The following is a 23,638-nucleotide window of genomic DNA, read 5'->3' as shown; positions in this document are numbered from 1 at the left end:
CCTTGCGATGCACGGCGCCAGACGACGCGGGCTTAACCGGCAAGATCCGAAAGAGACGACCTAGTCCGGTCACCGGCCGCAGCGTCGTCCGGGAGTCGGTGCTGGTGGCGGATCCCCCACCAGGGCCAACACGGCGAACATCCGGCAGGAGAAACACCGACCGGGGAGTTGGCTGTGCAGCACATGATGACGGCGGTCGCCCAGGACCGCCTCGGTGGTCCCGACGTCCTGTACCTCACGCGCAGGGAGCGGCCCGCCCCCGGATTCGGCGAGGTGCTCGTCCGGGTGCGGGCGGCCAGCGTCAACCCCATCGACGCCAAGACGCGCGAGTCGGGCGCCTTCCTCGGCGACCCTCCGTTCGTCCTGGGCTGGGACGTGTCCGGGGTGGTCGAGGCGACCGGGCCCGGGGTCCGGCTGTTCCGGCCGGGCGACGAGGTGTACGGGATGCCCCTCTTCCCGGACGAGGCCGGTGCCTACGCCGAGTACGTCGTGGCGCCCGCGCGCCACCTGGCCCCGAAGCCCGCGGGCCTGACCCACGTGGAGGCGGCGGCCCTGCCGCTCGCCGCCCTCACGGCCCGCCAGGCGCTCGTGGACGCCGCCCGGGTCCGGCCCGGCGACCGGGTGCTGGTCCACGGGGCGGCCGGCGGGGTGGGTCACCTGGCCGTGCAGCTGGCCAAGGCCCTCGGCGCACACGTCATCGGGACCGCCAGGTCGGCTCAGCACCCCGCGCTGCGGGACCTGGGGGCGGACGAGCTGCTCGACTTCACCGAGGTCGACGTGCACGGCGCGGTCAGGGACGCGGACGTCGTCCTGGACACGCTCGGCGGCCCGGACGCCTTCCGCGCCCTCGACACGCTCAAGGACGGCGGCACGCTGGTCTCCCTGCCGTCCCCGGAGGACGATGGCGTGATCCCCACCGCGGCCGCGCGGGGGATCCGGGCCGGCTTCATGCTCGTGCAGCCGGATCCGGTGGGCCTGCACCACCTCACGGAACTCGTCGACGCGGGGGAGGTGCGGCCCGTGGTGGCGGCGGGCTTCCGCCTGGAAGAGGTGGCCCTCGCACACCGCTTCGCCGAGGCCGGCGGCGTCCTCGGCAAGACCGTCCTGACTGTCGACTGAGCAGCGCGCACCCCGCGCGACCGCTCGCAGACCCCCAGCACCACACCGGAACCCGGAGGACAGATGTTCACCGTCATCGCCCGCTTTTCCCTCAGGGACGAGGCCGCCGCGCCGGCCTTCGACGCCCTCGCGGTCGAGCTCGCCCGCAGCGTGCGCGACGCGGAGCCGGGATCGCTGTCCTACGTGTGCCACACCGTGGCCGACGCACCGCTCGAGCGCATGTTCTGCGAGGTCTACCGGGACCGGGAGGCCTTCGAGGCCCACCAGCAGATGCCGCACACGAAGCGCTTCTTCGGCGCCTACGAGGAGTACGTCGCAGAGCTGCGCGTCGACCTGCTGACGCCGCTGCCGGGACTGTCCGGGTAGCCCGGGCACGGCGGCCCCGGTGGGGGAGCGGCACCCGATCGCGGCCTCCCGCTCCCCTGCCCGAAGGGCCGACCGGAGGATCCCGGGTGGGCCCGGAATCCCGGAACGTGGGAGTTCCCCACCCGCTCGTGGAAGGAACCCCGTCGTGAGCACCCAGCTCTCCGCCCGGCCCGCAGCCGCAACCCGCCTGGCCAAGTACACCCAGGTGTGCGACTCCTGGTGCGAGACCTGCGACGGACGGCCCGCCGACCAGGTCGCCGCGTACGCGATGTCGGCGGCACCGGTGGCGGACCGCGCCGCGGCCGCGCTCGGTGACGGGGCCCACGTCCACTACGTCGCCCGGGGCGACCGGCTGATGGTCGTCGTCCCCGTCACCGCGGCCTGAAGCGCGCGCACCGTCGTCCCACGCCCCGCCGGCAGACCGGCGGGGCGTCCGTGCATGCCCCTACCGGTCCGGGGGTGTTTGTCCCCGGCCGTTCGGACAGTCCGCCGGGCACAGTGGGCGGGCGCACAGGACTGCCTGAAGGCCACATGTGCGGACGGTGAGCAGGCGGGACGATCTGCAGACGCCGTCACCCGCACGGCGTGGTGCCGGCCGGGCGGTCGCCCGGCAGCCGCGATCCACGTGGCGGGCACTGCACCCCGCCACACATCACCTGAGGTAGCCACCTTCCATGTCCCCCCAGACCCGCCGTATCTCCCCGGCCTCCTTCAAGAAGGGCGTCGCCCGAGCCGGCGCCGTCGCCGCGGTCTCCGCCTCCTGCCTCACCTTCGCCCCGTCGGCCTTCGCCGCGCCGGCGGCGGATCCCGAACCCGAGGTGAACGTGACCACCACCGTCAACGGGGGCAAGGAAGCGGCCGTCGTCAAGCCGGGGGACAAGGTGGACGTCACCATCACCGTGTCCTCCGACGCGGCGGACTACCAGAAGGTATGTGTCCTCAACACGAACTACGTGCTGCCGGACGGGCTCACGTACGAGCCCGGCTCGGTGAAGCTCAGAATCGGCGACAAGGAGATCCACAACTTCGAGGGCTATGCGGCCGACACGAACTCCGTCCACGGCAGGTTCACGACGAATCAGTACCCGGATCAGTACTGGCGGGGTTGTCTGCGCCCGTGGGAAGGCACTTCCACCCTCTCCTTCACCGCTGAGGTCACGGACAAACTGACCGGTGAGCTGAAGCTCGCGCCGGTGGTCGCCTACCGGAACTGGCTCATAGATTCGCCGGTCGAAGGGCTCAAGAAGGTGTCGACGCCGGCGCTCCTGAAGCCGGCCACCCCGACCCCGCCTCCGACCACCCCGCCGACCACCCCGCCCACGACTCCGCCGACGACTCCGCCGCCGACCACCCCGCCGGCCACCGGCAGCAAGCTGACCGTGACGGGCAAGGTCCCGAAGCTCGAGGCCGGGAAGGCCTTCGCGTACGAGGCGACCGTGAAGAACGAGAAGGGTTCGGACACGGCCAAGGACATCAGGCTGACCTCCCCGGTGCCCGGCTTCGCGAAGGGCGCGAAGGTCGAGGTGGAACTCAACGACAAGACCACCACCGACTGCGGTGTCACGGACGACGGGGTGGCGGAGTGCAAGATCAGTGAGCTGAAGCAGGACGAGGAAGCCAAGCTCACCGTGAAGTCGACCCTCCCGGCGGACACCGCGGGCAAGGAGCTCCCCTTCACCGCCACGGCCCACTGGAAGAACGGGGGTTCCGACAAGGAGGAGACGACCAAGTGGACGTTCACGCAGAAGGTCGACGATCCCACGAAGCCCGACACCGACCCCGGCAAGGACACCGACCCCGGCAAGGACGGCACCGACCCCGGCTCCGGTGACTCCGGCAAGGGCGGTGGCGGCGGCTTCCTCGCCGAGACGGGCAGCAACGCCCTCGTCCTGGCCGGCGGCGCGGTCGTCCTCCTCGGAGGCGGCGCGGGTGCCGTGTACTACGGCCGGCGTCGCCAGCGGGCCGCAGAGGCGGCAGCCGCCCAGGAGTCGACCGGCGACGAGCCGACCGGCGACGGGCCGGCCCACCAGGGCTGATCCGGCCCATCCGCAGCACCATCGGCCGGGCGACGTCGCCGGACGTCGCCCGGCCGACCGGCGCAGCGGCCGGCCCCTCCCGGACGGGAGGCGTAGGCCCTTCATCCGGTCCGACTCCACCCGCAGTCCTGCCCGATGGGCGATGGGGGCGCAGCAGGGCTCTCCGTATGCTCGGCGCCTTGTCGCTCCTCGTACCGCGCTCGGAAAGCAGGCATGGCAGTTCTGGAGGTAGTCGCGCTCATCGCCGGCAGCACGGTGGTCGGTGCCGCGGCCCGGCGCGGCCCGGTGCCGGCGCCGTTGGTCCTGGTGGTGGCCGGGCTGGTCGCGACCGTGCTGCCCGGGGTGCCCGTCTACGTGCTGGACCCGGCGATCGTGCTGCCCGTGCTGTTGCCCCCGTTGCTCTACGGCGCCGCGGCGGACAGCTCGTACCCCGATCTGGTCGCCGCGATCCGGCCGGTGCTGTGGCTGGCGATCGGTTACGTCCTCTTCGGCTCCCTGGCCGTGGGCTACGCCGTGCACCTGCTCGTGCCGGCCCTGCCCCTGACCTCGGCCCTGGTGCTGGGGGCCGTCCTGGCACCGCCCGATGCGGTGGCGGCGACGGCCATCGCCCGCCGGCTGCGGCTCTCCCCCCGGATCACAGCCATCCTGGAGGGGGAGTCCCTGGCCAACGACGCGACCGCGATCACCGTCTTCAAGGTGATGCTCGCGGTCGCGGTGGGGGAGGGGGCAGGCTGGATGGGCGGGGTCGCGGAGTTCCTGGTCTCCGCGATCGGCGGGGTCGCCGTGGGCCTGGTGCTGATGCTGCCGATCCACTGGGTGCGCCGCTCCCTGCGGGAGCCGGTACTCCACAACACGCTCTCCCTGCTGGTGCCGTTCGCGGCCTACGCCTTCGCCGAGCGGTTGGGCACCTCGGGCGTGCTGGCCGTGGTGGTGATCGCGCTGTACCTGGGACACCGGTCCTGGGAGGTCGACTTCGCCACCCGGCTCCAGGAGGCAGCCGTCTGGCGGATGGTCGTCTTCACGCTCGAATCCGTGGTGTTCGCCCTCATCGGGCTCCAGCTGCCACAGGTACTGGAGGGACTGGAGTCCTACGACGCCACATCGCTCGCCCGCTACGCCGGCACGGTCTTCCTCCTGGTCGTCCTGGCCCGCCTGGTGTGGATCTTCCCCGCCACCTTCCTCCCGCGGCTGCTCAGCGCCCGGGTCCGCACCCGGGACCCCGACACCACGTGGAGGTCGGTCCTGACCGTGGGCTGGTCCGGGATGCGCGGGGTCGTCTCGCTCGCGGTGGCCTTCTCGATCCCGGTGACGGCGCAGGGAGCCGCCGGGGAAGGGGCCTTCCCGGCACGCTCCTTGGTCCTCTTCCTGACGTTCACCACCGTCATCGCCACGCTGCTCGTCCAGGGCCTCACACTGGCCCCGCTCGTCCGGCTGCTGAAGCTGCCCAGGAGGGACGCCTGTGTGGCGGCCCGGGCCGCCACACAGGCGCAGGAAGCCGCGTCCCGCGCGGCGTCGGCACGCCTCGAGGAACTCCTCGGCGACGCGCCGGACGCGCTGCCGCCGGACCTGGAGGAGCGGCTGCGCGGCGTACCCGGACGCCGGCTGCGCACCGTCGCGGAGCGGGCCGCGGGCCCGGGCCCGGTCTCCGGTCCGCACGCCTACACGACGTACCGTCAGATGTCCGCCGCGCTGCTGGCCGAGGAGCGGCGCGTCCTGGTGCAGCTGCGGGACAGCCGTCAGCTGGACGAGGAGACCATGCGGCTCCTCGTGCTGCGGCTGGACCTGGAGGAGGCGCTGCTGCACACCGCCGGGGCGGCGGACGGCCGGCCGCCGGCTCCGCACGGACCGCCGCCGGCCGGGGAGGACCCAAGGGACCGAAGGGACTCGTTTCCCAGGTCGTTCCTCGGGTCGTCCTAGTCCTGCCCGAGCTGCGGACGGGGGATCCGGGCCGTCGGGCCGTGCGCGACCATGCGCTGGTCGGCCGGGAAGATCACCGGCCGGGCCGGGGTGCTCGGCGGGCGGGCGGCCCGCCGGGGCATCCGGTTCCACCGTTTCCGGGAAGGCTCCATGACGTCCACGCATCGAGGGACAAAGCACCCCCTGCTCAGAACATTCACCAGCCCCTCCCTCTGGGCCGTGCCGGCCGGCCTCGTGACCATCCTGGCCCTGCTGCTCTCGCTGATCTACATGGGCGGCATCCTCGACCCGCGCGGCAACATGAAGCACCTCCCCATCGGCCTGGTCACCGAGGACCGCGGCGCCCCGGGGGTACCCGAACCCTTCGGGCAGGGCATCACGGCGGCCATCCGCACCGCCGACCCGGAACAGCACGTCGACTGGAAGCCCCTGAGCCTGTCCGAGGCCCGCAGCCAGCTGGCGTCCGACAAGCTCTTCGGCGCCCTGGTGATCCCCCCTGACTTCACCGCACGGGTGGTGGCGCTCTCCGGGCCCGCGACGGCACGGCCGCGGATCGAGGTGCTCACCAACCCCGGCGCGGGCAGCCTCGGCTCCTCGCTGGCCAGCACCACGATGCAGCAGGCCGCCCACGCGGCCTCCGCCCGGCTCGGCGCCGACCTCCTGGGCGAACACGCCGGGACCGGGAAGACAAACCCCGCGGCCCCTACGCGACTTCTGCTGTCCGACCCGGTGGAGGTCACCGTCTCCGTGGGGCACCCCATCGGGACGCGCAGCGGTCTGGGCCTGTCCGCCTTCTACTACGCGCTCCTGCTGGTGCTGATCGGCTTCCTGTGCGCGGGCATCGTCAGCAACGGCACCGACATCGGACTGGGGTACGCCGCCAGCGACCTCGGGCCCCTGCGGACCCACCGCCCGCTGGTGGCCGTCAGCCGGCGCCAGGCGTTCGCGGCCAACAGCGCCTTCACCGCGGCGCTCTCCCTGGTGACCTCCTCGATCCTGATGGCGGTCACCGTGGGCTTCCTGGACATGGACGCCGGACACCTGCCGCTGCTGTGGGTGTTCTCGGTGTGCGTGACCTCCGCCGTGGGGATCGGGGCGCAGGCCCTCACCTCCGCACTGGGTGCCCTGGGACAGCCGGTGGCCATGCTGGTCTTCATCGCCTTGGCCCTGCCGTCCTCGGGCGGCACGGTACCGATCCAGGCGGTCCCCGGCGCCTACCGCTTCCTCGCGGAGTTCGAGCCGATGCGGCAGGTCGCCGACGGGGTCCGGTCGATCCTCTACTTCGGAGCCCGGGGTGACGCGGGGTTGACGCGGGCATGGGCGATGACGGGAACGGGTCTGGTGGCGGCCCTGGTGCTCGGGTGGGCCGTCACGGCCTTCTACGACCGCAAGGGACTGCACCGGGTGGCGGCGGGAACCCGCTGATCCCGGTCGGCGCAGCGGTTCCGGCTGTGGTCCCTGGCCCGCGGTCGGGGACCACAGCCGCCTGCGAGGGCCCCGGTCCCTGGCTTCGGACCCTGGGGTATTCAGTCCCTCATAGAAAACCGCAGGTCAGATGGCATGAATGGGCTAGTCGAGGGACCGAAGGGACTCAGTTTTCCCACTTCGAATCCTCACGTGCGTGTGTGTATGTACGGGCGCGCGAGACCATGCCATGGAGTCCAGGTGGCTCATAACTGGAAAACTGAGTCCCTTCGGTCCCTGGAAGGCTGCCGGTACCGCCCCCACCAGCAGGTTTATGCAGTGACCGAAGGACCAGGGACCGAACGCCGACGCTGGCGCTCGGTCCCCCTCCGGGCCGGAGGCGCCACCCCGGGAGCACGCACGGCCGGTGAGGCGGCGCCTGGTCGACGGGGTTACGTTGGGTGGACCGGCCGGGCGGCCGGATCGGTCAGGAGCCGCCCGGATCTCAGGATGAGCGTCCCGGAAGGGGCTCGGCATGACATCGCAGCGGGTGTCCCGCGCCGGCGCGCGGGCGGCAACGCGACACGTCCCCGTCCTGACGGTCGCGCTGGCGGCCCTGTGCGTGTGCGCCGCCTCGCCGGCGTGTGCCGCGACAGCGCCACAACCACCGAAGGCGGCCGCCAGCTGCGTCGACACGGTCTTCGACGCGATGACGGACCGGCAGCGGGTCGGCCAGCTCTTCGCGGGAGGCCTCTCCGCAGCCCAGCCCGACCCGCGCCAGGTGCTGCTCCTGACCGGCAACCAGGTCGGAACGGTCTTCCTGGCGGGACGCAGCGCGGCCGGCACGCAGGCGACCGCACGAGTGGTCGCCGGACTTGAGAAGGCCGCCGCCGGCCAGCCGGCCGGTCTGTTGATGGCCACCGACCAGGAGGGCGGCCAGGTGCAGGTGCTGTCCGGACCCGGGTTCACCGCCATGCCGAGCGCACTCGTACAGGGCGGCTGGCAGGCCGGGACGCTGACGGCCGCCGCGAAGACCTGGGCGCAGGAACTCAAGGCCGCCGGCGTGGACCTGAACTTCGCTCCGGTCGCCGACGTCGTCCCCGCGGGCCTGGGGAAGGCCAACGCCCCGATCGGGGCGTTCGACCGCGAGTTCGGCTCCACCAGTGGTGTGGTGGCCACGCACAGCACGGCCTTCCTGGCGGGCTTCCAGCAGGCCGGGGTGCTGGCCACCCTCAAGCACTTCCCGGGCCTGGGAGCGGTCACGGGCAACACCGACGTGACCGCCGGCGTGGTGGACTCGGTGACGACGCAGCAGAGTACGAGCCTTGCGCCCTTCGCCGAGGGGATCAAGGCGGGCGCGCCCTTCGTCATGGTCTCGCTGGCCACGTACGCCGGCATCGATCCGCAGCACCGGGCCGTCTTCTCGGCACAGGTGATGCGGCAACTGCTGCGCACGCAGCTCGGCTTCAAGGGCGTGGTGGTCTCGGACGACCTCGGCAACGCCAAGCAGGTGCAGGACCTGGCACCGGGCGACCGCGCCGTGGCCTTCCTGGCGGCGGGCGGGGACATGGTCCTGACGGTCAACGCGAACGCGGTTCCGGCCATGACCAGGGCGGTACGGCAGCAGATGGCCGCCGACCAGGGCTTCAGGAGCACGGTGGGCGAGAGCGTGAAGCGGATCCTGAACGCCAAGCAGCAGGTGGGTCTGCTCACCTGTCAGTGAGTGCGCCCCGCCGGCGAGCGCGAGGGGTCAGGCGACCCCGGCGGCCCCGGGCGCCGACAGGGTGCGCTGGGAGCGCGGTGTCTTGAGCCCGACCTTGCGCGGCTCGACGGTGCGCGGATCGACCGCCTCGCCGGGAGCGCCCTCCTGGTAGAGGCCGTCCGGTTCCGCATCCCGGTCGTGGGGGAGCAGGTAGAAGACCCGCCGCTTCTGCAGACCGGTGTCGGGGTCCGCCTCGGCGCGGTCGTCGAGTTCGGCGAAGCCGACCATCCGTCCGTCGCGGAAGTAGCGCGGCTTGCCCCGGCGCCGGGGCGTCTTGTCGAGCGCCTGGCGGACGTAGTCAAGCGACTCCGGGTCTTCCAGCCACACCACTTTGTCCTCGTGGAAGAGATCGCTGGCGCTCAGAAGCGAACTCATGGGCCTTGCTCCCCTCTCGTGCCCGCCGCGTGCCGGCGTTCTGTGCCTGATGCCCGTGGGAGTGGTCGCTGACGCCCACCGGTGGGTCGCGTGCCCGGTTCCTCGCCCATCGTCATGGTCTGCTCCATGGTAGATCGTCGGACGGTCGGCCGACAGTACGTTCGTGAACCTCAGGCCCCGGTGCTCCCCGGGGTGGCGGGTTGTTCTTCCTGATCGGCGAGCAGGGCCAGGCCGGGGTAGAACTTCTGACCGTTCGACCGGAGCATCTCGTTGGGCGAGGCGATGCCGACCTCCGCCCGGATGCGGGTGGCGAAGGCCCGGACGGTGGCGGGCCGCAGGCCCTCTCCCTCACTGCACCAGGTTCCGTAGGCGCGGTAGAGCAGGCCCTGCTCGACCTTGAGCTCCCGGTAGTCGCCCCCGTCCACGGCGGCGGTGGTGCAGCACTCCGTCAGGAAGCGGCCGATGTGGTCCTCGGTGTTCGCGTAGGCCTGGGTGGCGGTGCGCACGATGTTGGGGCCGACCAGGGAGGGTTTGGTGGCGAGGTAGGCCCGGGCGCCCTGGACCATCCAGTGGAGGATGCCGGGGCCCTCGTCGCGGACGAGTTCCTCCGCCAGGTTGTCGATCTTCCGCTCGGCCGGGACGACCCGGTCGAAGGGGATGAGGCGGATACGGCGCCAGAAGGCGTGCCCGCCGGTGCCCACCTCGGGGCGGTGGTTGCCGAGCAGCCAGAGCTTGTGGGTGGGCTCGAAGCTGAAGAAGTCCTGGCGCATGCGGCGGGCCTTGAGGCGGTCACCGCCGGTGAGCAGCTTGACGCGGGCCTCGTCGAACTTGTCGTGCGGCTTGAGCTCGCTGCAGACGAACAGGCGCCGGCCGTGCAGTTCGGTCAGCTCGGTGGAGTGTTCGTTGAACTTGCCGCGCTCCATCAGGAAACCGGGAGGAGCGACGTCCGCGTAGTCGCCGAGCAGCTTGATGACGACGTCCATGAGCGCGGACTTGCCGTTCGCGCCGATGCCGTAGAGGAAGGGCAGCACCTGCCCGCCTACGTCGCCGGTGATGGAGTACCCCAGCAGGAGGTGCAGGAAGCCGATCATCTCCCTGCCCTTGTCGTCGTCCCCGAAGGTCTCGGCCAGGAACCGGGTGAACCGCGGTGTCGGGACGGCTTCGGGCGCGACGAACGTCGCCCGGGAGTGGAGGTCGCGCGCGGGGTCCGGTGACCTCAACTCACCGGTGCGCAGGTCCACCACGCCTCCGGGGGTGCACAGGGCGAACTTGTCCCCGTCCAGGACGTCCGGGTCCAGGGCCAGTCCCGGGGCCGCCTTGGCCTGGGCGAGCATGGCCTTGACGCCCGAGGTGGACATGGCGCGCCTGCGGTGCTGCTGCAGTTCCCGGTCGGTGAAGGCGCCGCCGGGGTCGTGCTCGGGCAGTGCCTCGGCCATGTCGCCCGCGGCCCAGATGGCGGCCTTCTCCCCGCCGGTGCGCTTCCACCGGTAGGAGTCCCACACGTACCAGCCGAGCCCTTCGACGTGCCGGAAGCGGTCGTGCTGGAGATGGGAGAAGAGCAGGGCGTTGCCGCGGTCGGTGAGACTCGTCAGCAAGGCGGGGTCGAGGGGGTGGCCGGCCGCCTTCCGCTCCGCCGGACCGCCGTCCCCGGTGCGCGCGGCGGGCTCGGGCCGGGCGGTGGTACGCGCAGCGGTGCCCGGGAGCGCGGCGTCGAAGGCCGTCATCTGCTCCGCTGCGGCCTTCGCGTCGAAGGCACCGGTGGTGGCGCTGCTCATGGACATCCCTTGGGGTGGATGGGACGGGTGCTGCCCGCTGCGTACGCCGATTCGATGATCGACCGGTTGCGGCGCTGCTGGTGGGGGCGGGCCCGGTCGGCGGCGGCCGCCAGGAGCGCGCGGCACCGGGCCTCCGGGAGGTGCCCGGCCGCGGCCAGGCCGGCGGCGGTGTACGCGGCCCGGTTGAGCTTCTCGGTGAAGCCCGTCCCGGAAGGGGCCGTCGCGCATCCGAGCACCTGGGCCAGGAGGGAGTCGAGCAGCCGGGTCGCATGGTCCGCCGATCGCCGGCCGCGTCGGGCCGCCCGCTGCCGGGGCCGTTCCGCGGGGGGCCGGGCGGCGGCCGCGGGGACCGGTGCCTCCCCGTGGCCGGTGCGCAGCAGTTCCGCCTCGAGCCAGGAAGGCAGCGGGGCGGGCCGGCGGGCGCCGGGTCGCAGGGTGTAGACGCCGTGGGACGTGCGGGTTCCGGGCGCGACGACGTAGCCCCCGTCCGCGCGTACGTCCACCTGCCAGGCGAGCGCCGCCCCGGCCGACGAGCCGCTGGAGGAGCGCAGCCGCGGGCCGTCGGGTGGCAGCGCGTACCAGATGTGCAGGCCGCCGGAGGGCGTGGCCACCCGGAGCGTGGCGTCGTCGTCGGCGGGATGCGGCTGACCGCGGAGTGCGGCGAGCAGCGCCAGCGTGTCGAAGCCGGAGGCCAGGCCGGTCAGGTCCACCCGCGGGTCGACGGGGATGCCGGGCAGGAGCAGGTCGCGGGCCGGTACGGCCGCCGGGTGCACGTCCACGTCGATGACGACCAGCCGGGACGGTCCGCAGGCCACACCCACGCCGAAGGCGGGCTCCCGGCCCCACCACCGCTCCACGAGCGCGCGGTCGGTGGTGGCGGCGTGGAAGCCGTGGCACCAGCCTCCGGCGGGCAGGCAGGAACAGGACGCCGCCGGGTGGCGCTCAGTGCGGCATCCGCTGCAGTTGGGGGCGGGCACCTTCGTGCCGGGCGCGAGCGGGTGGACGGCCGTGCCCGCAGCGGCGAACCACCGCGCCACGTCGAGGTGGGTGCGCGGTGCTGCGGTGCTTGAAGAGGGACTCTCGGCGCGGGGCGGCACGGTTATCTTCCTCGGCTACTAGGCACTCGGCTGTGGTCGCCTCCCTCACGAGGAGGGCCGCCCGCGGCGCCGGCTCGGGAGGGATTCCGGGGGGCTGAAGGGACTGAAGGGACTGGTATCCACGCGGCCTGAGCCTAACTCAGAGGTAGTGCCAGAACCGGCGCCTTGAGCCAGTCGTTCCGCTTTTTCGGTCCCTTCGGTCCCTTGGGTCTCCCCCGGATGTCCGGGGCGCCGGGGCGGTCCGGACGACGCCCGGGCCTCCCTGACGCCCCGTCGGCCGGGGTGCGGTCCCGGGCGCGCCACCGCCACGAGCTGCCCCGGGCAGGCGGCACCTGCCCGGACCGCCGACACAGCCGGGGCCCGGCCAGGCCGAGTTGGCGGACGTGGCGCAGACGCCGTGGCGACCGGGAACCGCTGCGCGATCGCGGGGCGGCGGAGCCGGAGGGCCGGCGAATCGGCACCGATCGGGGGAGGCCGAACGCACCATGGTGCGCGACCCGTGCCTGGTGCAGGGTTGAGGTGATCGGCAGGCCCCGCCGTGTCGGCGTGGCGCCGCCCCGGTGCGTGCCCGTACGAGTGCCCCTGAAGGCTGGCCATCCCCTGCGCCGGCGGTGAACGTGTCCGGTACGACAGCGCGCGAAGGAAGAAGGCAGGGCACGAGAGTGGGAGCGCAACGCCGGGCCCTTCGGCCACACGACCGGCCGGGTGCACGGCCGCCGTCCGCACGGACGCCCTCGCGGGGCACCGCGGACGCCGCGGCCCTGGCCGTACTGGCCCTGGCCGCGCTGCTCGGCCTGCTCGGCGTGGTGGGACACCTGCGCGACGTCGACGCGGCCGCGTTCATCGGCGTGGTGTGCGTGCTCCTGCTGCTCGTCCGGGCTGTCGTCTGCGGGCCGGGCCGCAGCGCCGGCCCGGCCGGCGGGTCCGATCTGGAGCAGGCGCTGGGCGGTGCCTGCCTGGAACTGCACTACCAGCCCCAGGTGACCCCGGCCGGCGAGGTCACGGGCATGGAGGCGTTGCTGCGCCGCCGCCGGCCCGGCGGCCGGCCCGAGTCCGCCGTCGCGCTGATCGAGCGGGCCGAGCGCAGCGGTCTGATGCCGCGCCTGACCCGGTACGTGCTCGACACCGCGGTCGAGCAGGCGGCGCGCTGGCAGCGGGAGGGACTGGCGGTCCCGGTGTCGGTCAACATCTCCCCGAACGACGCCCTGGTGCCGGGCTTCACCGCACAGGTCGCGGCCTGTCTGCGCCGGCACGGCCTGCCGGGCCGGGCCCTGACCGTCGAGGTGACCGAGAACGCCGCGGTCCCCGACGGCGCGGACCTGGCGGCCGCCCTGGACGAGCTGCGGCGCCACGGCGTGCGGATCTCCCTGGACGACTTCGGCACGGGCCACTCCTCGATCGCCCGCCTGCGGGAGCTGCCCGTCGACGAGTTGAAGATCGACCGGTCCTTCGTGGCCGGGATGGCCGAGGACTCCCGGGACGCGGCGGTGGTCCGGTGCGCCGTGGGCCTGGCGTGCTCCCTCGGGCTGGACGTGGTGGCCGAGGGCGTGGAGACGGAGGCGGACCTGCGGATGCTGGAGGGCATGGGGGTACCCGTGATCCAGGGCTGGCTCGTGTCGCCCGCGATGGCGCCCGCCGACGCGACGGGATGGCTGCACCGCACCGCCGCGGCGGCGAGCGCCGGCTGAACCTCGGGGCCGGGCCGGCACCCTCGTGCGGGCCGGCCGTCGACGACGGCCGGCCCGCACGGATTCCCTGCCTACTCCACGCTGTGCGCGGCGTCCAGGATGATGTCGCGCACGGCAGCGGGGTGCGAGACGACGGCCGCGTGGGAGGAGTCCACCTCGACGGTGTGCGCGTGGGCCCGCTCGGCCATGAAGCGCTGGGCGGCGGGCGGGATCGCCTGGTCCTGGGTGGCCACCAGGAACCAGGACGGCACCGAACGCCAGGTGGCGTTCACGCCCCGGTCCGCCAGGCTCGACGCCTCGATCGGGCGCTGGGTGGCCGCCATGACGGACGCCTTCCAGGCCGGGACGTCACCTGCGAAGGCCTGGCGGAACTTGTCCGGCTTGATGGACAGGTCGGTGCCCGCCGATCCGTCGGCGCGGGTGTAGGGCAGCGTGTTCAGCGACTCCGGCAGCCGGCTGCCGGGGAACGCGCCGAGGACGTCGTTGGCGCTCTCGCCCTTGTCCGGGGCGATGGCGGCGATGTAGACGAGCGCCTTGACCTGCGGGTTGCCCGCGGCGGCGTCGGTGATGACCTCGCCCCCGTAGGAGTGGCCGGCCAGCACGACCGGCCCGGTGATGCCCTTGAGGACCTCGGACACGTAGGCCGAGTCGGAGGCGAGACCGCGCAGCGGGTTCGCCGCGGCCACCACCTTGTAGCCGCGTGCCTGGAGGCCCTGGACGACGTCGCGCCACCCCGAGGCGTCGGCGAAGGCGCCGTGCACCAGGACGATCGTGGGCTTCGGTGCGGAGACGCCACTGGCGAAGGCACCCGTGCCCCACGAGGCGGCGCCCACGGCGGCGAACGTGGCGGCGGTCAGCGTGACGACCGCTCTGTTGATTCTCAACGTTGTTTTCCTTTCAGGATCCTCATCCGATCCTCCGAGGCTCCGGCGGTCCTGCCATCGCCCTTCGGGCGCGGTCCCCGCCGGAACCCGCCTCCCCCTTCCGTCTCCTCCTCCTGTCTCCTGCTCCCGTCTCCACCGGCCGGGCGGAGACCGGGCAGCGGGTCATCCGGGGGCGCCGCTCCCCCCACCGTCGGTCCGGGTCCTCCGGCCCGCCCGCCGATCGGTGGTGGGCCGGCCGCCGGGTGACGCCGAGCATGAAGGGGCTCCGAGAGCAAGGACGGCCCCGCGGGGCCGGACGGTCCGAGGAAGGCGTGCCCCGATGAACAGGACCCGCACGAGGTCACCGCTGGCGGCTGCCGGTGCGATGGCCCTGGCGTGCTCCCTGGGGGCCGCCCTGCCCGCGCACGCCGCGCCCCGGGGACCCGCGGCCGCCGTCACCGAGACGGCCTTCGCGGGTCCGGCCGACGGAACGGTCGCCTGCACCGCCCGGGACGGGCTGGCCGGGCGGCTGGCGCACGACGTCGCCGGCGCCCTGCGCGACCGCAGGAGCCGGGTCTCCCTCGCCTGGGCGGAGCACCGCACGGGGGCCACCTGCGTGCTCGGGCCCCAGCGCACCTTCGACGCGGCCAGCGTGGTCAAGCCGGTCGTCCTCGGGACGCTGCTGTGGAGCAGGCACGGCGTGCTGTCGCCGCAGGAGAAGACCCTGGCCAGGAAGATGATCGTGGACTCCGACAACGCCGCGACCGAGCGGCTCTGGAAGGACCTGTCGACCGCCGCCGCGTCCGGTCCCTCCGTACCCACGGCGGTGCAGGGGTTCCTGACGGCCGCTCATATGGACCACACCGTGCCGAGCCGGGGCACCACCTTCGGCCTGACCCGGGTCACCGCCCCGGACCTGCTGCGGTTGCTCCAGGTCTACCGGGGCGGAGCCGGGCTGCTGGACGCGCCCTCCCGCGCCTACGCGCTGGGTCTGATGGCCGACGTACGGGCCGACCAGCGCTGGGGAGCACCGGCCGGGGCACCCGAAGGCGCCGAGGTGCACGTCAAGAACGGCTGGCTGCAGCGGAGCCGGCAGGCCGACGACGTGGACGACCGGGGCGACTGGAAGATCAACAGCATGGCCGCGGTGACCAGCGCCGACCGCGACTACGACCTGGTGGTCCTGACCGAGAACAACCGGGTGCCCGGGCACCCGGCCCGCGAGGGCTACGCCTACGGCGTCGCCACCGTCGAAGGCGTCGCGAAGGCCGTGAACCGGGCCCTGGCGGCCGACGGGCCCGACCACGCGGGGGCGTCGGCCGCCGGGGCCGGGAAGCCGCCGGCCGGGGGCCCGGCCGGCATGGACGTGGCCGTCGCGGCCGGCGGCGCGGTGGTGGCGGCCGCCGGCCACCGCCACCTGCGGAGGGGCCGGTAACGCGGACGGTCGGCGGCACCGGGCTCCGGACGCGGGCAGCCGCGTCCGGAGCACCGCCCTGCCCGAACAGTTGTCCCTCCCGCTCTACTCGCGGGTCCGCGCCGGTGGTGGATTGGAATCCGTCAACGACGTACCCGAGAGGAAGGGGAGCCGGGCATGCCGGATACGAAGCGAGCCGCGTCCGGGGCGGTGCTGTGGCGCACCCCGTGCGGCGAGTTCGGTTACATCGTCCCGGACGCGCCCGGCGAGCCCGACCTGTTCGTCCACCGCTCCGACATGGCGTCCGACCCCTCGCAGGCGCCACTGGCCGGCGGCGACGCGGTCGAGTACGAGGTCCACGTCGGGCCGCTGGGTCCCTGGGCCAGCAACGTCCGCCGACGCGGTTGAGCGCCGGTCCCCCGATCGGCGGACCGGCGGCGGGACGCGGAGCGGGCTGGTCGTCGGACGACCGTGCGCAGGCCGCTGCCTAGCGTGAGGAAGGCTCCGGACCGCTCGCGTCCGGCCGCGCAACGGACCAGCCGACTCAGGGAGAACCAGGTGCAGAAGACGACCTCGCGGGTGCTCACCGCCGCCATCGCAGTGACGGCGACGGTGGCCGTCGCCGCGCCGGCCTTCGCGGACCAGGGCCCGGCGGAGGGGGACGCGCGGGTCGCGTGCACCTCGTCGCAGAACCCGGCTTCGGTGAAGCTCGCCGACCGGCTCGGCCGGGACGTCTCCCGGGCCATCGGGACGAAGGACTACCTCTCGGTCGCCCTCGACGCCCAGCCGTGGGGGGTGCGCTGCACCTACCGCCCGGACAGCCGGAACGACACCGCGAGCCTGGTCAAGCCGACCATCCTGGCCGCGCTGCTGCACGCCGAGCACGGGAGGCTGACCGACCGGCAGAAGGCGCTGGCCAGCAAGATGATCATCGACTCGGACAACGACTCCGCCGCCGCGCTGTGGAAGGACCTGTCCGACATGGCGGACCCGGCCACGCCCAACACCACGGTGTTCCGCTCCTTCCTCGCCACGGCGGGGATGACCGGCACCGTCCCGGACGGCGACTCGACCTCCTGGGGGCTCACCCGGACCACCGCGGCCGACCAGCTCAAGCTGCTGGACATCCTGACCGGCAGGGACAACACGGTCCTCAACTCCCAGGAGCGTGACTACGAGCTCGGCCTCATGCGCCAGGTGCGTCCGGACCAGCGGTGGGGAGCCACCGCCGACGTCCCCGCGGCGGCGCAGACGGCGGTCAAGAACGGCTGGCTCCAGCGTTCGCAGAACGGACCCACCAACGACTTCGACCGCCTCGACTGGAAGGTCAACAGCATGAGCGCGGTCAGCGGCGGCCAGGGCGAGGACCGGTACGCGTCGAACCTGGTGGTGCTGACCCAGGACAACCGGGTCCCCAAGGGGGAAGCCCCCTTCTACGGCTTCCGGCCCGCGGTCGCGAAGATCCAGCAGGTGGCGGAGGCCGTCAACAAGGACCTCTACCCGAACCTCCCGCAGAGCGCGCGCTACCTGCCGCCGCCGGTCGAGCGGTCGGTGGCGACGAACTGACGGGGGCCGCCCCCTGCCTCACATTCCTCACGCATCAGCGAGTCCGCTTACCTCGTGATGCGGAACCTATCGAGCCAAGGATACTCATGCCCAATCGTGATGAAGTGATGCAAGGATATCAAACGTCCCTCGATCGAATCAGGAAGGGGATGCTCGACACCTATATGCAGCTGCTTTCGCTCCAGGCCGAGGATAATTTCAGTCATATAGTGGATGTGCGGCTCCGGGCCCTCACTCAGGGTTTTGTGTCGCACCACGTCGTCTGGGCCGATTGCGCCGAGTATCCGGAATTGATGGACTTCGAGCATGCCCCGATGATCAGAATGGGGGACGGGGTCGTTGCGGGCTGGGACCGCGCCGCGGAATGCACGGCATGGTCCAGATATATGAATAACTTTTCCGAGGTGAAGCGGGCGCTCGAAAACGCCCCCATCGTGGCAGGCGAGGTGCAGCTCGGTTTTGCCGAAGCGGTCGCAGAAATTTCGAATTATGGCCATGAACTTGCAAACAATTATGTCAACCTCACCATGCAGCACGCCAGTGAGTGGCGTAAGGGCCTGGCTGCGCTGATGGCCACGCTACGCCAGGTCTGGGATGTCGAGCACGAGCTCGCCAAGCAGTCGGGCGAAGAGCGCCGCCGCTCGGTAGCCGGGCGCCCGCGGCAGCTGAAGGAAGGTCTTTGGGTCAGGGAGGTCGGCCCTGGGGAAGGCGTGCAAGAAGATCCCTCCGCAGGCGAATTCACGTGGGTGCAGGACGGCGAGGAGTGGAAGAAGGTCAAGAGCGAGAAGAGGCCGGCTCGGCAATTCTCCACCGGGCCCGATTTCACCGAAGAGCAGATGAGGGAAGGCGCGGTCGCGTACAAGAAATTCCGGGCCGAAGCCGGTGGGAAATTCCGTGCGGCGCAGGACTACGCCAAGCGGACGAATCACGAGTACGGCACCGAGGAGCGGCCGGATTCGCTGCGGCCCATGGTGGAGTCGTACAAGGAACAGGACACCGACCCGTTCGGCAAGCTCCCGGCCGTCCTCTACTTCGAGCCGAAGGACACGGACCTCCTGCAGGTGACGCGCAAGTGGGTGGGTGCTGTCGGCGACAACCCTTCTCACTTCGCCCTGTGCCATGGGAACGGTACGCCTGTGGCAGCCGGAGAGTACGGCTGGGTTCTCCTCCCGGACGGCAAATTCTGCATCTTTCCGGATGACATCGACCTGTCCATAGTGCTTGAGATCCAGGGTGAGAGGGTGGTGAATTTCGGGAACCTCCCCGAGTACTGGAAGGGGGTGGATCTCACTGAGTTCCAGGACGGGGTGGCCTACGGAAACATCGGAGAAATCATCGCCCGGCTCGAGTCCAATTTCTCGGGTGACCTGGAGGTGGGTCTGCGGCACAGCTCGATCGGCGGAGGCCGCCCGGTGCTGGGGGCCGGGATGTGTCAGGTCCGCCAGGGCGTGCGGATCGCAGCCATGGATGAGAAGGAGAACGAGCTCTACCTGTGGCACGACGGGCAGAGCGGTGAGGACAAGACCTTCTCCCGGCCCGAAATAGAGTCTTCCGGAAGCATCAGGATGCGGGAGTGCGAGGAGCTCTTCGCGACGACCGTGGCGCTTGACCTCCTGGACGACAACAGCGGCCACTACCGAACTCTGGTGGAGAATCTTGAGAACGCCGTCCGCCGCCTCGTGCAGGACAAGATCGTCCTTAGCGCCGCCGGGGTGAGACTGCTCGACAAGCGGAGCAAGATGGACGGCGGGCGAAAGACCAAACCCACCTACGAAGACGTTCCGCTCAGGGCCGGGCAGGTGAAGCAGGCGGTCGAGATGTCCGGTGCTCCCCTCAGCCCCGCCATGCTGATGGACCGCGCCCAGGTGGTGGAACAGGCCGCGGGCCGGGGGGCCGACGTGAACGCCCTCATCGAGGCGATCGCAGCGGTGCGGAGCCCGGCGACGAGCCGCACGGACCGAGTACGCGCCTACAAGACCTGCTACGTGTACGCCGTGCAGGGGCGCCGGGGGCTCAAGGAACGCTTCGGCAAGCAACTGGAGAAGGCCGCGCCGGTCTCCGTGAAGTTCGTTGAGTCGTGGGTCTCCGGTGAGAGCGCGGAGAGCTGGATGGATGTCCGCCTGGTTCTCACGCCGGACGAGAAGGCGAAGTTCGCCACCGAGTTGGCTGGTCTGCCGGCAGCGACGGCCGATCCGGCCGAGGCCTACGTCGAGCAGAAGATGAAGGACGTGCTGCGCACTGTCAGAGAAATGGGCGAGAGCGTCGGAAACCGGGAAGAAGCCCATGTGACGTGGATGAAGTGCGTGGGACACACGAAGTTCGCCTCGGCCGCCGCGAAGGCGCTCGACGACGTGACGCGCATGGACGACAATCTGCTGCGGCAGTTCGTGGAGGAGTGGGCCGACGAATTCTCGCTACTGGATGTGAGGACAGTCCTGAAGAAAGAGGAGATCGATTCCGCGGACCAGGCCGGCGTGGACATTCCGGTCCCCTCCTCCGGCAGCCTGTCGAGTTCAGGGGGGAGCCTGTACGACAGCTCGGGCTCCGACGAAGACGTGGAGGACAAGGTGAAGCGGCAGATCCAAGAGGAAGCAGAGCAGGACCTTTCGGCGGGTCTGGGTCCGGCGCGGGCCAGCAAGCTGAACTGAGCTGCCCGCCCCCTCGCCGGCCCCGGCCGACGAGGGGGACCCCGTCATGCCTGACCGCAGGACGGAGGAACCGGCGGTCCGGGGCCGCCCTCGTGAGGTGGCGCCGGTGCTCGCAGCACGGGCCGACCGATCGGCCGCCGCTCCGCGGACCCGCGGGTCAGGAATAGATGGAACGCCAGCCGAGTGCCTGCATCCAGGGGCCGCAGTTGGGGCACGGCGGGATGTAGCCGTAATCCGAACTGTCGTTGTTCTGCAGCTTGTTCCGGTTGAACGAGTGGCAGGTGAGGTTGGCGAGATTGCCCTGCAGGTAATTCTGGATGATCCCGGGGTTGCCGTTGTTCGGGTTGAGGTTCCGGACGCCGAGCCCTGCGAGGTGACCTGCAAGCACCTTCGGCTCGGTGCAGGCTCCGATGTCGGTGCCTCCGCCGCCGCCGGTGGCGGCAGCTCCCTGCCTGAGCCCGGTCAGCGCAGCCTTGAGGGCGCCGAAGTTGCCGATGTGGTCCCTGGAGTTTCCGGTGATCCGCGCGCCCCCGTTGAGGTCGATGAAGCATCGGGTGCTGCCTATCTGGTCCCCTCCCCTGGCTGCGGTGGTCAGGGCGGTCGCGTACGTTCCGTCCCGTAGCTTGTCCTGCTTCCTTCTGAGCTTTGCGGCAGCGGCGGCCTGCTGATCTATCGCTGCCTGCTTGTCGTCCGCCGCCTTCTTGATGGCCGCCTGGCTCTTCTCGCCGGCGTCATATGCGGTGGATGAAGTCTTGGTGCGGGATACGAGATCCTTTGCGATGTACTTGTAGAAGGCGAGCTTGGTTTCGTAATCACTCACGTCCTTCAGTGCTGTGGCGATCTTCTTTTCTACGTCGGCCAGCTTCCAGTCGTGCTTTCCGGTCCCGATGAACTGGATGGTCCCGTCCGCGAAGATCTTGGCGATTTCCATCACATCGTCCCAGTGCGGGATCTTGTGATCACTGTTGAGGAGGGCGATCACCTGGTTCGCCAGCGTCTGCTGGCCCTCGAGCTTCGCTTGACGCGCGTGAAGGGAGGCGATGTCGGTCTGCTTCGCGATCTGCGGGGTGACGGCCCCGATCTTCCCCGCTGCCGTCTCGAGCTGCTGTGAGGTCGTTCTGAGATCTTCCTTTCCGATCTTCCTGAAGTAATCGAGGGATGCCCTGGTCACTGCAGCCTCAAGGGCCTTCTTCGCCTCCGCATCACGCTGCTTGCGCGCGTTCTCGGCTGCTTCCTTCGTGGTTTCCATATTCGTCTCCTCTTGCGGTTGTTATCAGGAATTGTGGGAGGATTCGATCGCGGCCAGGGTCCTGGCCATGATCGAATAGATTTCGGCCTCGGTCATGCTCGCGGCCGCGGGGACCGTCTCGAGGATGTACTTGTAGGCGCCCTCCACCGACCAGCCCCCACTTCCCTGCGTGTTTACGCCGACCGGGATCCACGCGTGGGATTCCGCATTCCAGAAGCTCGGCACGCCCGATGCGACACTCCTGTCGGTCGTGACGTGCGACCACTCGGGGAGCGGGTCCGGGATGCCGGAGTTGCAGGCGTAGTTCTTCACGAGGACCACGAAGGCAAGCTGATCCGGGAGCTGGCCGTAGGTGGTGGACCAAGATTCCCAGAGCAGATTCTCGTAATCGGTTCCCGCAAAGCTCGTGATGTAGTTCTTCTCCGTGCAGTGTGCCGAGAAGGAAGTCTTGAATCCGGTCCACGTGTCTGCCGTGCTGTTGGCCCGTGCCTCCACCAGGGCCCGCGCCCAGTCCGCGAATGCCTGATATTCCATGATGTCTCCGTTTTCGGTGCGTGCCGATCGGTGTCCCGGAATGCCGCGACGTGCGTTCCCGTATACCGTTCCGGCGGGTTGTGTCGTGTAGGGAAAGGGTGGTTGTGCGGACCCGGACCCGGAAGGTCTTCTCGGCTAGCCCTTCGGCCAGTGGCGGGCGGGACAGCCGTGCGCCGAAGGGGTCACAGGCCCAGGGAGGAGTGGTCCGTGCCGAGGACGAGGGTGATGGCGGACGCGGTGCCGGTGGGCTGTTCGCGCAGGACCCCGGCGCCGAGGCCGAGTGCGGTGGCCACGGCCTGGGCCGCGGGCTTGCCGCCCGGTCCGTAGCGGATGACCGTCTCGCGCGCGCCGGCCGCGTTGCCCGGGGGCGCGGCGTGGAAGCCGGCCGCGGTCAGCCGTCCGGCGGTCTCGGCGGCCTTGCCGGTCACGCCGCTGGCGTTCAGGACGGTGACCGTGATGGCCGACCGCTCGGGAGCGGTGGCGCCGGCGGAACCCCGCTCCGTACCGGGCGCGGTCAGCGGCCGCCCCTCCTCGTCGACGGGCTTGTCGTCCCGGAGCGCGGCGAAGAGTTCCTTGGCCGAGGACTTCCAGACCACGTTCGCCTTGTCGGAGGGCACGTCCAGGGAGCGCGGGTAGTTGGGGACCGTCAGGAAGGTGAGCTGGTCCTTGGACATGCCCTGGAAGTCCTGGGCGAGGCCGAGCAGCGCGGACAGCCCGCCGAGCTTGCTGTCCACGGTGAGGGACTTGGTCGCCGCATCGGCGAGCCGGTACATGGCCGGGGCGTCGAGCTTCTTCTGCTGGACGGTCGCGAAGATGGTGTTCAGCAGCTCCTGCTGGCGGCCGATGCGCCCGATGTCGCTGCCGTCGCCGAGGGAGTAGCGGGCCCGGGCGAAGCCGAGGGCCTGCTCGCCGTCCAGCTTCTGGCAGCCCGCAGACAGGTCGAGGGAGGCCTTCTTGTCCTTGACGGCCTTGGGCAGGCACATCTGTACGCCGCCGAGGGCGTTCACCATGTGCTTGAAGCCGGAGAAGTCGATCTCCATGAAGTGGTCGATGTGCAGGCCCGTGTTGAGCTCGACGGTCTTGATGGTGCACGCCGCACCGCCGGCGACCCCGCCCCCGTGCGAACTGCCCACCGCGAACGCGCTGTTTATCTTGGCCTTGGTGGGGCGGGAGGTCTTGCCGCCGCCGAGGTCGCAGCTGGGTACGTCGACCCAGGAGTCCCGGGGCAGGGAGACCACCGTGGCCCGCTCATGGTCCGCGGAGAGGTGGAGGACCATCAGCGTGTCCGAGTTGTGCGTGATCAGTCCCTTGCCGTAGCGGCCGTTGGCGCCGTCGCGGCTGTCCGAGCCGATCAGGGCGATGTTCATGGCCCCGGGCGGGGACTTCGCCGGTCGCTCGTCGCCCAGCGAGGACGTGATGTCGGCCGTGGCGATGTTGCCGTCGAGCTTCGAGTAGAAGGCGTAGGCGAGGGAGCCGCCGCCCACGGTGAGCACCAGCGCGCCGATGATCCCGGCCTTGAACAGGCTGCGACGACGGTTCCCGGTGCGGTTGCGGGCACGGGCGCCCTGCCGGGAGCGCGAGCGCGGCCTCGGCGGGGCCGTGCCGGGCTGCCCGGCCGCCGAGTGCCGCGCCCGGCTCACCGCTGGGCCGTCTTCCGGCGGGACCACCCGGTCGTGGCCAGGTGCCACGTCTCCTGACGCAGACGGTAGAAGGCGCGCCGGGCCACCGAGGGGGCCAGCGCGGCCGACGGGAGCAGGGAGAGGGCCGCGGGAGTGTTGTCGACGGGGGCGTCCAGCATGTCGGGCAGGTCCTTCTCGTGGTGGTC

At 71.2% G+C, this 23,638-nt stretch carries 21 protein-coding genes; 12 read left to right on the top strand and 9 right to left on the bottom strand.

The window, feature by feature from the left end; all coding sequences use genetic code 11:
- Positions 1-183 precede the first annotated feature (183 nt).
- From AB0O40_RS17875 to AB0O40_RS17855, 5 genes are all read left to right on the top strand, one after another.
- Positions 184-1,119 carry an NADP-dependent oxidoreductase gene (locus AB0O40_RS17875; protein ID WP_365041968.1) on the top strand — a complete coding sequence of 312 codons (936 nt, stop codon included), beginning with the start codon at positions 184-186 and terminating at the stop codon, positions 1,117-1,119.
- A gap of 63 nt (positions 1,120-1,182) precedes the next feature.
- Positions 1,183-1,485, top strand: a complete 303-nt coding sequence (locus AB0O40_RS17870; protein ID WP_365041942.1) for an antibiotic biosynthesis monooxygenase — start codon at positions 1,183-1,185, stop codon at positions 1,483-1,485.
- Positions 1,486-1,630: 145 nt separating this feature from the next.
- Positions 1,631-1,870 (top strand): hypothetical protein, encoded by a 240-nt coding sequence (locus AB0O40_RS17865; RefSeq protein WP_365041939.1) that lies wholly within the window; start codon positions 1,631-1,633, stop codon positions 1,868-1,870.
- 289 nt (positions 1,871-2,159) lie between these two features.
- Positions 2,160-3,521, top strand: a complete 1,362-nt coding sequence (locus tag AB0O40_RS17860; RefSeq protein WP_365041936.1) for a hypothetical protein — start codon at positions 2,160-2,162, stop codon at positions 3,519-3,521.
- Between the two features lie 213 nt (positions 3,522-3,734).
- On the top strand, positions 3,735-5,438 hold the full coding sequence (locus AB0O40_RS17855) for a Na+/H+ antiporter (protein WP_365041933.1): 1,704 nt from the start codon (positions 3,735-3,737) through the stop codon (positions 5,436-5,438).
- Here AB0O40_RS17855 and AB0O40_RS17850 read toward each other — a convergent pair.
- Positions 5,435-5,560 carry a hypothetical protein gene (locus AB0O40_RS17850; RefSeq protein ID WP_365041930.1) on the bottom strand — a complete coding sequence of 42 codons (126 nt, stop codon included), beginning with the start codon at positions 5,558-5,560 and terminating at the stop codon, positions 5,435-5,437. The genes AB0O40_RS17855 and AB0O40_RS17850 overlap by 4 nt on opposite strands.
- A gap of 28 nt (positions 5,561-5,588) precedes the next feature.
- Between AB0O40_RS17850 and AB0O40_RS17845 the strand changes: the two genes are divergently transcribed.
- Together AB0O40_RS17845 and AB0O40_RS17840 are read left to right on the top strand one after the other, a co-directional pair.
- On the top strand, positions 5,589-6,863 hold the full coding sequence (locus AB0O40_RS17845) for a DUF3533 domain-containing protein (RefSeq protein WP_365041927.1): 1,275 nt from the start codon (positions 5,589-5,591) through the stop codon (positions 6,861-6,863).
- A gap of 514 nt (positions 6,864-7,377) precedes the next feature.
- On the top strand, positions 7,378-8,565 hold the full coding sequence (locus tag AB0O40_RS17840; RefSeq protein ID WP_365041924.1) for a glycoside hydrolase family 3 N-terminal domain-containing protein: 1,188 nt from the start codon (positions 7,378-7,380) through the stop codon (positions 8,563-8,565).
- 27 nt (positions 8,566-8,592) lie between these two features.
- Here the strand turns inward: AB0O40_RS17840 and AB0O40_RS17835 are convergent, their stop codons facing one another.
- The 3 genes from AB0O40_RS17835 to AB0O40_RS17825 form a co-directional block, all read right to left on the bottom strand.
- Positions 8,593-8,979: a DUF6009 family protein gene (locus tag AB0O40_RS17835; RefSeq protein WP_365041922.1), complete on the bottom strand. Its 387-nt coding sequence runs from the start codon at positions 8,977-8,979 to the stop codon at positions 8,593-8,595.
- Between the two features lie 170 nt (positions 8,980-9,149).
- Positions 9,150-10,754 carry a phage/plasmid primase, P4 family gene (locus AB0O40_RS17830; protein ID WP_365041919.1) on the bottom strand — a complete coding sequence of 535 codons (1,605 nt, stop codon included), beginning with the start codon at positions 10,752-10,754 and terminating at the stop codon, positions 9,150-9,152.
- Positions 10,751-11,791, bottom strand: coding sequence for a bifunctional DNA primase/polymerase (locus AB0O40_RS17825; protein WP_365041965.1), 1,041 nt, complete (start codon positions 11,789-11,791; stop codon positions 10,751-10,753). Before AB0O40_RS17825 ends, AB0O40_RS17830 begins: the two co-directional genes overlap by 4 nt.
- A gap of 722 nt (positions 11,792-12,513) precedes the next feature.
- Between AB0O40_RS17825 and AB0O40_RS17820 the strand changes: the two genes are divergently transcribed.
- Complete coding sequence (locus AB0O40_RS17820) at positions 12,514-13,539, top strand: EAL domain-containing protein (RefSeq protein WP_365041916.1); 1,026 nt, start codon at positions 12,514-12,516, stop codon at positions 13,537-13,539.
- Positions 13,540-13,610: 71 nt separating this feature from the next.
- On the opposite strand, the gene AB0O40_RS17815 is transcribed toward AB0O40_RS17820, so the two are convergent.
- Positions 13,611-14,423, bottom strand: coding sequence for an alpha/beta hydrolase (locus AB0O40_RS17815; RefSeq protein ID WP_365041913.1), 813 nt, complete (start codon positions 14,421-14,423; stop codon positions 13,611-13,613).
- A 319-nt stretch (positions 14,424-14,742) separates the two neighbouring features.
- On the opposite strand from AB0O40_RS17815, the gene AB0O40_RS17810 reads away from it, so the two are divergent.
- The 4 genes from AB0O40_RS17810 (at position 14,743) to AB0O40_RS17795 (ending at position 20,030) form a co-directional block, all read left to right on the top strand.
- Complete coding sequence (locus AB0O40_RS17810; RefSeq protein WP_365041910.1) at positions 14,743-15,837, top strand: serine hydrolase; 1,095 nt, start codon at positions 14,743-14,745, stop codon at positions 15,835-15,837.
- Between the two features lie 156 nt (positions 15,838-15,993).
- Complete coding sequence (locus AB0O40_RS17805) at positions 15,994-16,224, top strand: cold shock domain-containing protein (RefSeq protein WP_365041907.1); 231 nt, start codon at positions 15,994-15,996, stop codon at positions 16,222-16,224.
- Between the two features lie 150 nt (positions 16,225-16,374).
- Positions 16,375-17,382, top strand: coding sequence for a hypothetical protein (locus tag AB0O40_RS17800; RefSeq protein WP_365041904.1), 1,008 nt, complete (start codon positions 16,375-16,377; stop codon positions 17,380-17,382).
- An 86-nt stretch (positions 17,383-17,468) separates the two neighbouring features.
- The gene (locus AB0O40_RS17795) at positions 17,469-20,030 is read left to right on the top strand and encodes a hypothetical protein (protein ID WP_365041901.1); all 2,562 of its coding nucleotides are present in this window, start codon (positions 17,469-17,471) and stop codon (positions 20,028-20,030) included.
- A 157-nt stretch (positions 20,031-20,187) separates the two neighbouring features.
- Here AB0O40_RS17795 and AB0O40_RS17790 read toward each other — a convergent pair whose 3' ends face one another.
- From AB0O40_RS17790 to AB0O40_RS17775, 4 genes are all read right to left on the bottom strand, one after another.
- Positions 20,188-21,279, bottom strand: coding sequence for a hypothetical protein (locus AB0O40_RS17790; RefSeq protein ID WP_365041898.1), 1,092 nt, complete (start codon positions 21,277-21,279; stop codon positions 20,188-20,190).
- Positions 21,280-21,303: 24 nt separating this feature from the next.
- Positions 21,304-21,813: a hypothetical protein gene (locus AB0O40_RS17785; protein WP_365041895.1), complete on the bottom strand. Its 510-nt coding sequence runs from the start codon at positions 21,811-21,813 to the stop codon at positions 21,304-21,306.
- A gap of 182 nt (positions 21,814-21,995) precedes the next feature.
- A complete protein-coding gene (locus AB0O40_RS17780; protein WP_365041892.1) occupies positions 21,996-23,453 on the bottom strand; it encodes an LCP family protein in 1,458 nt (485 codons plus the stop codon).
- Positions 23,450-23,611, bottom strand: coding sequence for a hypothetical protein (locus tag AB0O40_RS17775; RefSeq protein ID WP_365041889.1), 162 nt, complete (start codon positions 23,609-23,611; stop codon positions 23,450-23,452). The genes AB0O40_RS17780 and AB0O40_RS17775 overlap by 4 nt, the downstream gene beginning before the upstream one ends.
- Positions 23,612-23,638 lie beyond the last annotated feature (27 nt).

The organism is Streptomyces sp. NPDC089919 (genome assembly GCF_040684615.1).
Taxonomy (GTDB): domain Bacteria; phylum Actinomycetota; class Actinomycetes; order Streptomycetales; family Streptomycetaceae; genus Streptomyces.
This window is presented reverse-complemented; position numbering and strand designations above follow the sequence as displayed.